Origin of the sequence: Streptomyces sp. NRRL S-350 (assembly GCF_000719705.1) — a bacterium.
GTDB lineage: Bacteria > Actinomycetota > Actinomycetes > Streptomycetales > Streptomycetaceae > Kitasatospora.
The window spans coordinates 29,894-43,765 of the sequence record NZ_JOHO01000031.1; the positions used below are offsets into that span (position 1 = coordinate 29,894).

Below are 13,872 nucleotides of genomic sequence, written 5' to 3' on the forward strand. Positions count from 1 at the left end.
GCGATGCCGCCGGGGCGCACTCGGGCGCCCGGCACCCAACGTTCGATTCTCCGTGAGGGTGGCGGCAAAAGCCAGTTCGGGGGGCATCGCTGGGTCTGTCCACAAATGGTGATCAATGCTCCGCGCGTAGACCTGGAGGATCATCCAAAAACTGCCGCCCACGTCGGCTTTTCGCCCGGGTGGCGGCCACTCCCGTAGCATTCACGCGGTAACGGCGAGGCGAGCGGGAAGCGGCACCAGGCGTGGGCATCGGGCAGACGGACATCCGGCAGGGTCAGGGCGAGGACATCGAGGAGGAGATCGACTACGGTCCCGGCCTCGACCCCGAGCGGCTGGAGCTCTGCCTGTCGGTACTCGCCGAGCTGGACGAGCTGCACGTCGACCACCCGGACGCGATCACCGTCCGCAAGGCCGTCGGCGGCATATTCCGCACGCTCAAGCAGCGCCGCCGCCAGGAGACCCGGGCCCGCAAGACCGCCAACGACCGCGCGGTCACCGCCCGCACCGCCACCGGTGCGCCGACCCGGATCGACGACGAGACCGCCGGCGCCTTCGGCCTGACCACCGTCACCACCACCGAGATCGCCGGCATCCTGGAGCGGCCGCGCTCCTGCTACACCTGCAAGGGCCGGTACACCGAGGTCGACGCGTTCTACCACAACCTCTGCCAGACCTGTGCGGCCCTGAACCGGGCCCGCCGGGACGCCCGTGCCGACCTCACCGGCAAGCGCGCGCTGCTCACCGGCGGCCGGGCCAAGATCGGGATGTACATCGCGCTGATGCTGCTGCGCGACGGCGCCCACACCACCATCACCACCCGCTTCCCGAACGACGCGATCCGCCGCTTCAAGGCGATGCCCGACAGCGCCGAGTGGATCCACCGCCTCAAGATCATCGGCATCGACCTGCGCGACCCGGCCCAGGTGATGGCCCTCGCCGACGAGGTCGCCGCCGACGGCCCGCTGGACATCCTGATCAACAACGCCGCGCAGACCGTGCGCCGCCCGCCGGAGTCCTACCGCGAGCTGGTAAACGCCGAGTCCGCACCGCTGCCCGCCGGTGAGCTGCCGCAGTCCACCACCATCGGCCGCTTCAACAGCGGCAGCGTCGACCTGCCCGCGCTCCCCCACCAGGCGAGCGGCGAGGAGCGGCGCCTCGCCGCCGAGGACGTCACCTCGCTCGCCCTGGTCACCGGCTCCGCCACGCCCGCCCGGATCGCGGCCGGCACCGCGATCGACGCCGGCGGCCTGGTGCCCGACCTCTCGGACACCAACAGCTGGGTGCAGACCGTCGAGGAGGTCGGCCCGGTCGAGCTGCTGGAGGTCCAGCTCTGCAACTCCACCGCGCCGTTCATCCTGATCAGCCGGCTGCGCCCGGCGATGGCTGCGTCCGCCTCCCGCCGCAAGTACGTGGTCAACGTCTCCGCGATGGAGGGCGTGTTCACCCGCGGCTACAAGGGCGCCGGCCACCCGCACACCAACATGGCCAAGGCCGCGCTCAACATGCTCACCCGCACCAGCGCGCAGGAGATGTTCCAGACCGACGGCATCCTGATGACCGCCGTCGACACCGGCTGGATCACCGACGAGCGGCCGCACCCCGACAAGATGCGCCTCGCCGACGAGGGTTTCCACGCCCCGCTCGACCTGGTCGACGGCGCCGCCCGGGTGTACGACCCGATCGTGCGGGGCGAGGCGGGCGAGGACCTGTTCGGCTGCTTCCTCAAGGACTACAAGCCCGCCAACTGGTGAGCTCACGGAGCGGGTCCGGAACAGGCGCGGCAGGCGCGGACGCGACGGACCCGGCCGCAACGGAGCCCGACGGGACGGCAAGGGAGACGACGGCGAGATGACCACCACCCCCGTGCTCGGCGCCGGGATCATCGTGCCCACCGGGGACGGCCGGGTGCTGATCGGGCGGCGCACCACCGCCGGTGAGCCGCCCAGCTGGAGCCTGCCGGGCGGCAAGGTCGACCCCGGCGAGTCCTTCGAGCAGACCGCGGCCCGCGAACTCGCCGAGGAGACCGGCATCGTGCTGCCGGCCGGGGCGATGCGGGTGCTCGCCGTGCACCTCGACCACGAGCTCGGACGGCCGAGGCTGACCGCCGCCGTCCTCGCGCCGCCCAGTCTGGCCGAGGCGGTGGTCACCGAGCCGCACGCCTGCGCCGGCTGGGAGCGGTTCCCGGTGGACGCACTGCCGGATCCGATGTTCTACCCGTCCGCGCTGGTGCTCGGCAGTTGGTTGCCCGGACTGGACGGCGTGCGGCGGGACAGGACGCACGGCTACCCCGTCTCCCGCTGAGGGCGGCCGACGGGGCGGCCGAGGGGACGGCTGACAGGACGGCCGGGATGGTCGCGCAGACCAGCCGCACCGGGAGGCCCGCGGCCTCGTGCACGGAGCGACGGAACGCCCCGGCTGCGGGGCCGCGCGGCACCGGCGGGGCGGTAGTGGCGGTGCCAGCCCGGAGGAGCCGGGAGTGGCGATCCTCCGAGCGCGTACCGCTCTTGTGCCTGAGGGCCCGTCGGGTGGAAATTGGTGGCACAACGGCCTTGCGCCCCCGCGCCCCTGAGGAGCCCTCAACGTGTCGTCCAGGACGCCCCGCCGCCCGGCTCGGCCCGCGTCGCTCCCGCGGCGAAGGGGCAGCCTGCTGCGGCGGGCCCTGGGCGCCGGGCACGAACCGCTCGTCCGCCCCCTCGACCGCTCCCGTGCCCGAGCGTGGCTGCTCGCCGGGCTCGGTGCGGTGCTCGCCGCCGCCCTCGCCGCGGGCGGCGCCGTGCTCCTGTACCGCGACACCGCGCCCGCGGCCGCGGCCCAACGGGCCCGGCTGCACCGGATCGAGGCGGTCGTCCGCAGCACCCCGGACCGCGCCGCCGTGGCCGGCAGCCGCTTCGCCGACGGCTACAGCGACCGGATCGACGTCGACGCCGCCTGGACGGCTCCCGACGGCGCCCAGCGCTCCGGCACTGTCCAGGCCCCGCGCTCCGCCCTCGCCGGCTCCCGCGTGCCGATCTGGATCGACCCGTCCGGCACCGCCTCCGCTCCCCCGGTCGAGCGCGCGGCCCTCGTCGTCTCCGCCGCCTGCACCGGCACCGGCGCCTTCCTCGTCCTGCTCGCCCTGCTCACCCTCGGCCTCCGGCTGCGCCTGCACGTGCTCGACCGCCGCGCCGAGGCCGCCTGGACCGACGGATGGTCCCGCTTCGAACCCCTCTGGAGCGGCCGCGCGGGGCACCGCCACGAGGACTGAGTCCACCAGGGCTGAGCCACGGCGCACCCGCCCGGGCTGCCCTCAGCGGGGCCGGGTCCAGGCAGGGGCAGGAGTGGGCTTGGCCGCGTGGTGGGTGACGGCGGCGACGGCGAGGAGGAGGACGAGGGCCAGGCCGAGCGCGGCGGGGACGTCGGCGTGGAGGACGAGGAGGGCGCCGAGGAGGGCGCCGGCGAACATCCAGACCGCGGAGGCGAGGCGGCGGGAGCCGGTGAGGTCCGCGGCGAGGGCGGTGATGGTCATGGTGAGCACGGTGGTGGTGAGGTCGGGCACCTTCAGTGCGCGGACCACCGCGTTCTGGCCGCCCATGGCGAAGCCGAGCAGCGCGACCAGGGTGTAGCGGGCCGGCTCGGAGGTGTGGCCGACGGCGGCGGCCAGAACGGTGCTCGCGGCGACGAGCACCGCCTGGCCGGCGACGGCGGCGGTCAGCAGGCGCCCCCGGTGGCCCGGCAGGCGGCGGGAGAGGTGGCCACCGGCCAGGGCGCCGAGCAGGAAGGCGGCCAGCGCGGCCAGCGACGCGGTGGCGGAGAGGTTGGCCGCGCCGGCCAGGGCGAAGCCCAGGAACACCACGTTGCCGGTCATGTTGGCGACGAAGACGTGGCCGAGTTCGAGGTAGCTGACGGCGTCCACCAGTCCGGTGACCACGGTCAGCGCCAGCAGCAGCGGCACCAGTGGACCGTGCTCGGGGCCGGGGCCGGGGTCGGGGTCGGGGTCGGGCTCGGGGCCGGAGTCAGGCTCGGGGTCGGGGGTCAGCATCGGGTCTCCCAGGCGGTTCGTGTGACGGTCCTTCCGTTCTACTCCTCGGGCCGCCTCCCTCGGGCCCGCTCCCTCGGGCCGCATCCCTCCGGACTCCTCTCAGGCAAGTGCCGGGCCGCCCGGATCCTCCGGATCGTCGTCCAGGTGCCAGTGCAGGTCACGGACGCCGGGTTCCAGGGACAGCCGGGTGACGACCTGTTCGAGCGCCGGGGCGACCTGCCCGGTGATCGCGACGGTGGCCCGCAGGCTGGTGGCGTCGCCGTCCTCGGTGCGGCGGGCGCGCAGGCCGGTCGGGGCGAGGCCGGAGCCGGCCAGGGCCTGGAGCAGCAGGGCCCGGATGTGGGTCTCGGACCTGCGGTCGCACTCCAGGTGGACGGTGGCACGGCAGGTGGAGTCCGGGTCGCTGCCGGACTGCGGGGCCCGGTCGAGCAGCCGCCCGGCCGGGCGCAGCACCACGTGGACGCCGAGCACCATGAGCGTGCCGAGGACGGCCAGCTCCAGTTCGCCGGAGGCGGCCAGGACTCCCACGGCAGCCGAACACCACAGCGTGGCAGCGGTGTTGAGGCCGCGGACGCCGGCGCCGTCGCGCAGGATGACGCCACCACCGAGGAAGCCGATGCCGGAGACCACGTAGGAGGCGACCCGGGTGGGGCTGCCGGTGTCACCGACGGCCTCGCTGTACAGGACGAACAGGGTGGCGCCCGCGGCGACCAGGGCGTTGGTGCGCAGGCCGGCCATCCGGGCCCGCCACTGGCGCTCGACGCCGATCAGCGCGCCGCAGGCGACGCCGGTGGTGAGCCGGACCAGGAAGTCGGCGGTGGTCAGGGCGTGCACGACGGCACCTCCTTCACGGGGGGACGGGGGACGGGGGGACGGGGTTCGGGGTTCGGGGTTCGGGGTTCGACGTTCAGTGTTCGGGCGGGCGGCGGGTCAGTGGCCCGGGGAGCGGGTCAGCGGCCCGGAGAGCGGGTCAGTGGCCCAGGGCGGTCTGGACGACCTTGATGATGACCATCACCATCGCCACGAGCAGGTAGGCGCGCAGGGCGCCCATGCCGACCTTGCGGGCGGTGGACACGACCGGCTTGTCGAGGGTCTCCAGCGGGGGCATCCGCCAGTTCTCGCGCCCGGTGCGGTCGACGGGGTCCTCCTTGGTGGCCGTACGGCCGGTGGTGAAGGAGTATCCGGCGACCAGGACGCCCGTGACGCCGCAGCCGGCCATGATCCACAGGATCGCCTCGGAGCTGATGTCCGGCCAGACGACGGCGGCGGTCAGGATCATCGAGAGCATCACCAGGACGCCGACCACGGCCGAGGTGAAGGCGTTGGTCCGGGGCCCGTTCACCCACGGCCCTAGCACCGCCCGGTCGTTGCAGAGCAGCAGCAGGAAGACGGTGGCGGAGGGCAGCAGGACCCCGGCCAGCACCTGCACGAACTGGGTCATCAGCCCCTGGAGGTGGTCGGTGGACAGCAGCGTGATCGCGGCGGCCAGTACGACCAGGCCCGCGTAGACGGCGTAGAAGCCCTTGGCGCCCTTCACCCCGCGGTGCAGCGAGTGCTTGATGCCGAAGACGTCGCCGATCGCGTACGCGGTGGACAGCGAGACGGCGAACGCGCCGATGATCGAGGCGTCCAGCAGCGCGATCGCGAACAGCACCCCGGCGACGTGCCCGGCCTTGGCCTCGATGCCTCGGGCCAGCGCGCCCGAGTCGGAGAACTGCCCGGCGCCGTCGGTGCCGGCGAAGGCCGCCGCCGTGAGCCCGATCAGTGCCGCCGCGCCGACGATGACCACGACGATGCCGATCCACAGGTCGATCTTCTCGTACCGCATGAAGCGCGGGGTGATCCGCTTGTCGATGACGTACGACTGCTGGAAGAACAGCTGCCACGGGGCGACGGTGGTGCCGACGATCGAGATGAACACCAGCATCACGGCGGCGAGCTGTCCGGACCCACCGGGCAGGGCGGGCGTCACGAAGTCGTGGGCCATCTGCGAGGTCTTCGGGTGGACCAGGAAGTAGATCGGCACCAGCAGCAGCGAGCCCACGCACAGCGCCACCGCGACGCGTTCGAAGCGCTGGAACGAGCCGGTGAACGCCGAGGCGATGATGATCGCCGCCGCCGGCACGACCGCGGCCGCCTTCGGCAGCCCGAGGTAGCCTGCCGCGAGCGTCACGCCGATGAACTCCGTGACCAGCGTCAGGGCGTTCAGCAGGAACAGGTCGATCACGCTGAAGGCGCCCCAGAACTTCCCGAAGCGTTCCAGGATGAGCCGGGCGTGGCCCACCCCGGTGACGGCGCCGAGGCGCAGCACCATCTCCTGGTTCACGTACAGGACCGGGACCAGCATCAGGAGCGTCCACAGCAGCTTGGTGCCGTAGTTCTGCCCGGCCTGGCCGTACGTCGAGAAGGCGCCGGCGTCGTTGTCGCCGACCATCACGATCAGGCCGGGCCCGACGACGGCGAGGAGCGTCTTCAGTCGGGCCGAGAGGCCGTGCCCGGGGGCGGTGTCGTCGAGGCGGACGGTCCCGAACGCGCCCTTGATGTCGCCGACGTGGGCGTCGTCGAGGACGGCGGAGGGGGCCGCCGAGGAGGCGGCGGTGCGGGCGGCGGGGACCTTCGGGTCCAGCGTCACGTGGGTCATGGGTGGGGCCTCCCTGCCCCCTGGGTCGAGGGGGCGTCAGGGGGCACGCGGCGGCCGAACCCCCTGCGAGCGCACGGCACCGGACCGCACGGCGGCGCCGGGCGGCGGCAGCCGTGCTGGCATGACGGTGCGCCAGACACTGGCATGACGGTGCGTCAGGCACTTTGCGTCCGGGCATGGTTGAGCGCCGGATGGAGCGCCTGGCGAACGGGCAGGGAGGGTTGTTACCGCGTGCCGGAGGTGATCGAGAGCATGCGGGGGTAGGGGCGACTGTGGCCCGGACTACTGCAGTCCATGTTTCTCGCCTCCTCCCGGCCGGGGGCGCACCGACTGTGCGCCGCTTCACGACACGGCAAGGAGCACGCCGGCCCGCAGGGAGCCGGCACACCCCAACTCGTCAGAGCTTTGGCACTCCACGGCGTGTCCAGCCGACCGGCCGGAAGCCACTTGGGGTCAACCCTTAAGTCGGGAAGACCTGTCCTGAACCTGGGCGTCTCTCGACGTCGTCGGGTCAGTGGCCTGTGTCCGTGAAGACGCCTCACCGAACGAGGTGCCCTCGTTCACGACCTCCAAGGCCGTGAACCTCGAACAGCATAGCCCGACTTCACGGGCGCCGAGCCGATTGCCGGCCCAACTTCGACACCTTTGTAGAAGCTTGACCGAACCCGACGGACTTGAGCATCTCCCCCCGGCGGCATATATAGTTCACCGACATATGCAGTTGAGTAGCTCACGAGGGGGAAGTGTGTCCCACACCGATCCGACCCGATCCGCGCCCGTCCTGCGCCTGGCCGCCGTCTCCCGGGTGCACGGGCGCGGCGCCGCCGAGGTGCACGCCCTGCGCGGGATCGACCTGGCCGTCCGCCCGGGCGAGTTCGTCGCCGTCATGGGGCCCTCCGGCTCCGGGAAGTCCACCCTGCTGACCCTGGCCGGCGGCCTCGACCAGCCCAGCGGCGGCGAGGTACTGGTGGAAGGGGTCGCACTCGGCGGCCTCAGCCGCGGCAAACTCGCCGACCTGCGGCGGCGGTCCATCGGCTACGTCTTCCAGGACTACAACCTGATCCCGGCGCTCACCGCCGCCGAGAACATCGCCCTGCCGCGCGAACTCGACGGCGTCCCGGGCCGCCGCGCCCGCCGCGAGGCGCTGGCCGCGCTGGAGGAACTGGGCATCGGCGAACTCGCCGACCGCTTCCCCGACGACATGTCCGGCGGCCAGCAGCAGCGCGTCGCCATCGCCCGCGCACTCATCGGCGAGCGCCGGCTGGTACTCGCCGACGAGCCCACCGGCGCCCTCGACTCCGCCACCGGCGAAGCCGTCCTCGCCGTCCTGCGCGCCCGCTGCGACGCCGGGGCCGCCGCCATGATGGTCACCCACGAGGCCCGGCACGCCGGTTGGGCCGACCGGATCGTCCACCTGCGGGACGGCGCGGTCGACTCGGAGACCCCGGGCCACCGCTCCACCTCCTGCCCGGCCGCGGTCCACCGGCCCGGCGCGATGGGCGGGGTGACGCAGTGAGGCTCGGAGCCTGGCGGGTCGCCCTGCGCATCGCCCGCCGCGACGCCCTGCGCGCCAAGGGACGCAGCGCCCTGATCGTCGCCATGATCGCCCTGCCCGTCCTCGGCGTCACCGGCGCCGACGTGGTCCACCGCAGCGGGCAGCTCACCCCGGCCGAACGGGTCGAGCGGGTGGTCGGCGGCGCGGACGCCCTGGTCACCGCACTCAACCCCGGCCAGAACGTCGAACAGGCCCCGATCGCCGAGGACGGCGCCTTCGCCGTCACGCCCCGCCCGAACCAGCAGCCCACCGCCGAGCAGCAGAAGGGCGCGAGCACCGACCCGGTCACCCTGGTCGGCTCGCTGCTGCCGCCCGGCAGCGCGCTCACCCCGGCCCGGCCCGGGCCGGAGACCGGCGCGACCTCACCCGAGGGCCTGGTCCGCACCCTCACCACCGAGGCGAACCTCAGCGACCCGATCTGGCACGGCCGGATCGACCTGGTCGACGGCCGCGCCCCGGCCGCCCCGCACGAAGTGGCCGTCACCCAGGCCTTCCTGGACCACGCCGGCCTGAAGATCGGCGGCACCACCACCGTCCAGGAACTGGACGGGACCACCTTCACCATCACCGGCATCGTGGAACACCCGGACGAGCTCGGGCGGGTCGAACTCGTCGCCCGGCCGGGCGAGTTGCTCGACCAGATGGCCGCCGCCGCAACGCCCGGCCAGTCCGCCGCGAACGCACGGACCGCCGCCGAACACGCCTCCTGGCTGGTCCGGCTCCCGTCGGGCGCCGCGCTCGACTGGGCCAAGGTCCAGGAGTTCAACGCGCACGGCTACACCCTCACCGCGCGCTCCGTGGCACTCTCCCCGCCGCCGCCCGCGGCCGTCCCGTACTACCGCGACGCGTACCACTACCGCGACCCGACGGCCGACAACACCACCAAGGTCGTCGCCGCCACCGTCACCGGCATGGCGCTGCTGGAGGTCGCCCTGCTCGCCGGGCCCGCCTTCGCCGTCGGCGCCCGCCGCTCGCGCCGCCAACTCGCCCTGCTCGGCGCGGCCGGCGGCCGCCGGACCCACGTCGGCGCGGTGGTGCTCGGCGGCGGCCTGGTCCTCGGCACGGCCGGGGCACTCGCCGGCGTGGCGCTCGGCACCGCCTTGGTCGCCGCGCTCCGGTCCCGGATCGAACAGGTCGGCGGCACCCGCTTCGGGCACTTCGCCCTGCCGCCGCTGGACCTCCTCGCCATCGCCGGGATCGGGCTGGTCACCGCCCTCCTGGCGGCGGCCCTGCCCGCGCTGCAGGCCGCCCGCCGCAGCGTCACCGCCGGGCTCACCGGCCGGGACACCGTCCGGGGGCCCAGCCGTGCGATCACCGTGACCGGCGTGCTGCTGGTCGCCCTCGGCGCCGTGGTCGCGATGTACGGCGCAAGCGCCGTCGAACGCGGCCGGGCCGCCGTCGGCACCTACGACACCCGCACCCTCACGGTGCTCGGCGGCTCGGTGACCGCCGAACTCGGACTGCTGCTCTGCACCCCGATGCTGGTCGCCGCGATCGGCCGGGCCGCCGGAAAGCTGCCGCTCGGGCCCCGCCTCGCCCTGCGCGACTCGGCCCGGCACCGCTCGCGCACCTCCCCCGCGGTCGCCGCGGTGATGGCCGCGGTCGCCGGCGCCGTCGCCATCGGAGTCTTCAGCACCAGCACCGACGCCGAGAACCGGCGCGACTACCGGCCCTCGGCCCCGTACGGCAGCGTCCGGCTCACCAGCTCCAGCGACGGGCTCCGACTCGACCAGCTGCGCGGCGAGGTGGAGAAGCAGCTGACCGGTCTCGGCCCCCGCGGCGACCTCGCCCAGGTGGTGTACCGGTTCTGCCCCAACTGCTCCAGCAACGTCCAGCTCAAGGGCCCGGTGGACTGGCGCACCCTCACCGAGATGCCGCACCTGACCGCCGCGGACGCCACCGTGCTGCACAACCTGTTCGGCGTCCACGACCCGGCCGCCGACCAGGCCCTCGCCGCCGGCCGGCTCCTGGTCTTCGACCGCAACCTGGTCGGCGCGGACGGGAAGGCCGTGCTCCAACTGCGCGGCGGCGGAGCACCGGTGCAGCCGGGCGAGATCCCCAAGCCCGACCTCCAGGAGGTCCCGGTCGACGCGGTGCTGGTCGACAACCCGGCCGCCGCCCGCTTCGCCCAGGGCATGATGCTGCCCTCCGCGCTCCCCGGCCTGGGGCTCTCCGCGCATCCCACCGGCTCCGTCTGGGTGCCCGCCACCCCGCCCGACCGCAAGCAGCAGCAGCGCACCGAGGCCGCCGCGATCCGGCTCGACCGCGCCGCCCAGTTGGACGTCGAACGCGGCTACCAGCCGAAGAGCGACGCCCTCACCCTGGCGCTCACCGGCTTCGCCGGGCTGGTCGTGCTGGGCGCGGCCGGGATCGCCACCGGCCTCGCCGCCGCCGACTCCCGGCAGGACCAGGCCACGCTGGCCGCCGTCGGCGCCCCGCCGCGGATCCGGCGCACCATGGCGGGCCTGCAGTGCGCGCTGATCGCCCTGCTGGGCGCGCTCCTCGGGGCGGCCAACGGGTTCGTACCGGCGGTGGGGCTGCTGAAGTCCCGGGCGAGCGGGTTCGGGGCCCATCCGGCGCTGATCACCGCGCCGTGGGGCGAGCTGCTGCTGGTCGTCCTCGTGCTGCCGGTGGTGGCCGGACTGCTCGCGGCGCTGTTCACCAAGTCCCGGATCCCGCTCGGGCGACGGCTCTCCTGAGCCCACGACGCCGGGTCCGCTCACCGGCTGAGCACCACCCGAGCACCACCCGGGCACGGCCCGGCCACTGCCGGGCACCAGCCGGGCGCCCGCCTCCGCCAGCCGGGGGCGGGCGCCCGGCGCTCGCCGTAGCATGGGCCGCGCTCCGGCGGCCCGAGGTGCCGACGGACGGTTCCGTACGGTTCGGGCTCGTATCGTGCGGTTCGGTTCGGTTCCTTACGGTTCGGTTCCGTACGTTCCGTATGGTGCTGTTCGGTTCGGTTCCGTACGTCCCGCACGGTCCGGTACGGTTCAGCCCGATCGGGTGCGGTTCGGCGAGGGAGACACGGCAGTGCTACGGGGGTTCGGCGACCTGGAGGCCGAGATCATGGACCGGCTGTGGTCCTGGCACCGGCCGGCCACGGTCCGCGAGGTCGTGGACGACCTGCGGCAGCAGCGGGAGGTCGCGTACACCACCGTCACGACGGTCGCCGACATCCTGCACACCAAGGGCTGGCTGCGCCGCGACAAGGTCGGCCGCGCCTGGGTGTACGAACCGACCTGCACCCGCGAGGAGTACACGGCCCGGCTGATGCACCGGGCGCTGGAGACCACCCCCGACCGGGCCGGCGCGCTGCTCCACTTCGTCGACCGGATCAGCGGGGACGAGGCCTCCGCCCTGCTCGCGGCCCTCGAACAGGTGAAGTCCCGGGACGCGGAGTGACCCTCGCGCTGCTCGGCCTCTACCTGGTGACGGTCGGTGTCCTGCTGCCCCGGCGACTGGCCGGCTCCGCCCGGCTCCAGGCCCGCCCGGCGACGGGCGCGGCACTCTGGCTCGCGCTGATGGCCTCGTTCACGGTGGCCACGGCGCTCGCGGCGCACCACCTGGCGGAGCCCTTCGCCCACGAGCCGGCCGGGCTGCTCGGCCTGGCGGCCGACGGCCTGCTCCCGCGCGGCTCGCTCCCCCACCACGAACCGGCCGGGCCCGTCCTGCCGCACACCCACGACTGGTGGCTGCCGGCCGCGGCCGGCACGGTGGTCGCCGCGCTGGTGGCCGCCGTCGGCCTGCGCACCGGCCTGGCCCGGCGGCGGCACCGGGCCCTGCTGGACGTGGTCGCAGTACGGGACAAGCGCTGGGACGCGCTGGTGCTGGAGCACCCGCACCCGACGGTCTACTGCCTGCCCGGGCGACGATCCCGGGTCGTGCTGTCGCGCGGGGCGCTGCGGCTGCTCGACGAGCGGCAGCTCACCGCGGCCGTCGCCCACGAGCACGGGCACATCCGGGGCCGCCACCACCTGTTCCGGCTGCCGGCGGACGCCTTCGCGCTGCTCCTCGGGCCGCTGCCGCTGGCCCGGCTGGGGCGCTCCGAGGTGGCGCTGCTGCTGGAGATGGCGGCGGACGACGCGGCCCTGGCGCAGGTGTCGCGGAGTGAACTGGCTTCGGCGCTCTGCGCGTTGGCGACCGTCGGTGCCCGGCTTCCGGGGCGGGCGCCGGGAGGGGGTCGTGGCGCGGGTCCGGAGGAGGGTCCGGGCGGCGGGTCGATGGGAGCGACCGCGACCGGGGTGCTGACCCGGGTCCGCCGACTGGCCCGGCCGGGGCGCGGGCGGCGGCGACCGGGCCGGCAGCTCGTGGCGTTGGCCCTGCCGGTGCTGCCGGCGCTGCCGTACCTGCTGGCCTGCGCCCCGCCTCCGTAGCCGGGCCGCCGCCCAGCGGGGCCGGCAGGGAGCGGCGCCGCTGCGGAACGGCGCCGCTGCGGAACGGGACCGCTGCGGAACGGGACCGGCGGGGAACGGCGAAGCCCGCCCCCGCCGGAGCGGGGGCGGCCTTCGCCGCGAACGCGGTCAGGCCGGGCGGACGGCGCCCATGTACTTCATCACGGAGATCGGCAGCACCTCGATGTTCTTGCCGGTGCGCGGCGCGTGGATCATCTTGCCGTCGCCGATGTACAGGCCGACGTGGTGCAGGTCGTCGTAGAAGAAGACCAGGTCGCCGGGCTGGAGGTTGGCACGGTCGACGTGCGGGCCGGAGTTCCACTGGTCCTGCGACATCCGGGGGATCGTCACGCCGGCCGCACGGTAGGCCATGCTGGTGAGGCCGGAGCAGTCGAAGCTGTCGGGGCCGGTCCTGCTCCAGCCGTACGGCTTGCCGAGCTGTGCCTGGGCGAAGGCGATGATGGTGGCGGCCCGGCCGCCGGCGGCCGGCACCGGGGCGTTCAGGTCGGGGCGCTCGGCGGAGCGGGAGGCCCGGTCGGCCGCGGCGGCGTTGGCGGCCTGCTTGGCTTCGGCCTTGGCCCGCTCGGCGGACTGCTGGGCGTTGACCTTGGCCCGGTCCTCGGCGCTGAGCTTGTTGAGCGTCGCCTGGGCCTGGGCCAGCTTGGTCTGGATCTCCTTCTTCTGCTCCGCCAGCTGGGTGCCGACGGAGTCGAGCGCGGCGAGCGTGGCGGTGGCCTCGGCGCGGTCCTGGTCGAGTTTGCGCTGCTCGTCCTGGGCCTGCTTGAGCAGGCTCGCCTGGGAGTCGGAGACCTGGTTCTGCACCGAGGCGCGCTCCAGGTAGCCGGCCGGGTCGGAGTCGAGCATCAGCTGGACGGCGGGGTCTATGCCGTTGGTCCGGTACTGGTCGGCGGCGACCGCGCCGAGCCGGGTGCGCAGCTCGTTCATCGCCTCCTGACCGCGCGCGACCTTCTCCTGGATCAGGTTGGCGTCGCCCTGCAGCTTCTGCTGCTTCGCCTGGAAGCCGTTGTGGCGCTCGATGGCCTGCTCGGCCTGCTCGTTGAGCTGGTCGACCTGTTCCTTGACGGTGGCGAGGTTGGGTGTGGGCTCGGCGTGGGCGGTGCCGGAGGCGAGGACCGCGCCGCCGGCCGCCATGGCCGTGGTGAGGACCGCCATGCGGGCCCGGCTCGGGGGGCTGGGCTTGCGACGCTTTCCCATGGGCGGTCGGCTCTCCTTCGGGGGAATCCGCGGAAGCGGGGACGGCTTCGCG

Annotated in this window: 11 protein-coding genes and 1 riboswitch; of the genes, 7 read left to right on the top strand and 4 right to left on the bottom strand. The window is 74.2% G+C overall.

The genetic code is table 11. The annotated features are described in order from the left end of the window. Positions 1–263: 263 nt before the first annotated feature. The 3 genes from IF30_RS0125150 (at position 264) to IF30_RS43920 (ending at position 3,244) form a co-directional block, all read left to right on the top strand. Positions 264–1,751: an SDR family NAD(P)-dependent oxidoreductase gene (locus IF30_RS0125150; RefSeq protein ID WP_030242570.1), complete on the top strand. Its 1,488-nt coding sequence runs from the start codon at positions 264–266 to the stop codon at positions 1,749–1,751. A 97-nt stretch (positions 1,752–1,848) separates the two neighbouring features. Then, entirely contained in the window at positions 1,849–2,301 is a 453-nt protein-coding gene (locus IF30_RS41975) for a nucleotide triphosphate diphosphatase NUDT15 (protein WP_051711090.1), read from the top strand. A gap of 280 nt (positions 2,302–2,581) precedes the next feature. Then, positions 2,582–3,244 (top strand): hypothetical protein, encoded by a 663-nt coding sequence (locus IF30_RS43920; RefSeq protein ID WP_051711092.1) that lies wholly within the window; start codon positions 2,582–2,584, stop codon positions 3,242–3,244. Positions 3,245–3,286: 42 nt separating this feature from the next. On the opposite strand, the gene IF30_RS0125170 is transcribed toward IF30_RS43920, so the two are convergent. From IF30_RS0125170 to IF30_RS0125180, 3 genes are all read right to left on the bottom strand, one after another. Then, on the bottom strand, positions 3,287–4,018 hold the full coding sequence (locus IF30_RS0125170; RefSeq protein WP_078891671.1) for a YoaK family protein: 732 nt from the start codon (positions 4,016–4,018) through the stop codon (positions 3,287–3,289). Positions 4,019–4,117: 99 nt separating this feature from the next. Next, a complete protein-coding gene (locus tag IF30_RS0125175) occupies positions 4,118–4,852 on the bottom strand; it encodes an MgtC/SapB family protein (RefSeq protein ID WP_030242576.1) in 735 nt (244 codons plus the stop codon). 136 nt (positions 4,853–4,988) lie between these two features. Continuing rightward, positions 4,989–6,659, bottom strand: a complete 1,671-nt coding sequence (locus IF30_RS0125180; protein WP_030242578.1) for an NRAMP family divalent metal transporter — start codon at positions 6,657–6,659, stop codon at positions 4,989–4,991. Between the two features lie 381 nt (positions 6,660–7,040). After that, positions 7,041–7,216, bottom strand: a riboswitch (M-box (ykoK) riboswitch). A 158-nt stretch (positions 7,217–7,374) separates the two neighbouring features. Here IF30_RS0125180 and IF30_RS0125185 point away from each other — a divergent pair. From IF30_RS0125185 to IF30_RS41985, 4 genes are all read left to right on the top strand, one after another. After that, complete coding sequence (locus IF30_RS0125185) at positions 7,375–8,175, top strand: ABC transporter ATP-binding protein (protein WP_051711095.1); 801 nt, start codon at positions 7,375–7,377, stop codon at positions 8,173–8,175. Further along, entirely contained in the window at positions 8,172–10,913 is a 2,742-nt protein-coding gene (locus IF30_RS0125190; RefSeq protein ID WP_030242582.1) for an FtsX-like permease family protein, read from the top strand. The genes IF30_RS0125185 and IF30_RS0125190 overlap by 4 nt, the downstream gene beginning before the upstream one ends. Positions 10,914–11,244: 331 nt before the next feature. Next, positions 11,245–11,616, top strand: a complete 372-nt coding sequence (locus tag IF30_RS49575) for a BlaI/MecI/CopY family transcriptional regulator (RefSeq protein WP_267884565.1) — start codon at positions 11,245–11,247, stop codon at positions 11,614–11,616. Then, positions 11,613–12,587 (top strand): M56 family metallopeptidase, encoded by a 975-nt coding sequence (locus IF30_RS41985; RefSeq protein WP_051711097.1) that lies wholly within the window; start codon positions 11,613–11,615, stop codon positions 12,585–12,587. Before IF30_RS49575 ends, IF30_RS41985 begins: the two co-directional genes overlap by 4 nt. A gap of 147 nt (positions 12,588–12,734) precedes the next feature. Here the strand turns inward: IF30_RS41985 and IF30_RS0125205 are convergent, their stop codons facing one another. Continuing rightward, positions 12,735–13,820 carry an NlpC/P60 family protein gene (locus IF30_RS0125205; RefSeq protein ID WP_030242588.1) on the bottom strand — a complete coding sequence of 362 codons (1,086 nt, stop codon included), beginning with the start codon at positions 13,818–13,820 and terminating at the stop codon, positions 12,735–12,737. Positions 13,821–13,872 lie beyond the last annotated feature (52 nt).

Coding starts and splice junctions, on each gene's coding strand:
- IF30_RS0125185 (WP_051711095.1), top strand. CDS start 7,375: ATGCAGTTGAGTAGCTCACGAGGGGGAAGTGTGTCCCACACCGATCCG.
- IF30_RS0125170 (WP_078891671.1), bottom strand. CDS start 4,018: ATGCTGACCCCCGACCCCGAGCCTGACTCCGGCCCCGAGCCCGACCCC.
- IF30_RS0125180 (WP_030242578.1), bottom strand. CDS start 6,659: ATGACCCACGTGACGCTGGACCCGAAGGTCCCCGCCGCCCGCACCGCC.
- IF30_RS0125205 (WP_030242588.1), bottom strand. CDS start 13,820: ATGGGAAAGCGTCGCAAGCCCAGCCCCCCGAGCCGGGCCCGCATGGCG.
- IF30_RS41975 (WP_051711090.1), top strand. CDS start 1,849: ATGACCACCACCCCCGTGCTCGGCGCCGGGATCATCGTGCCCACCGGG.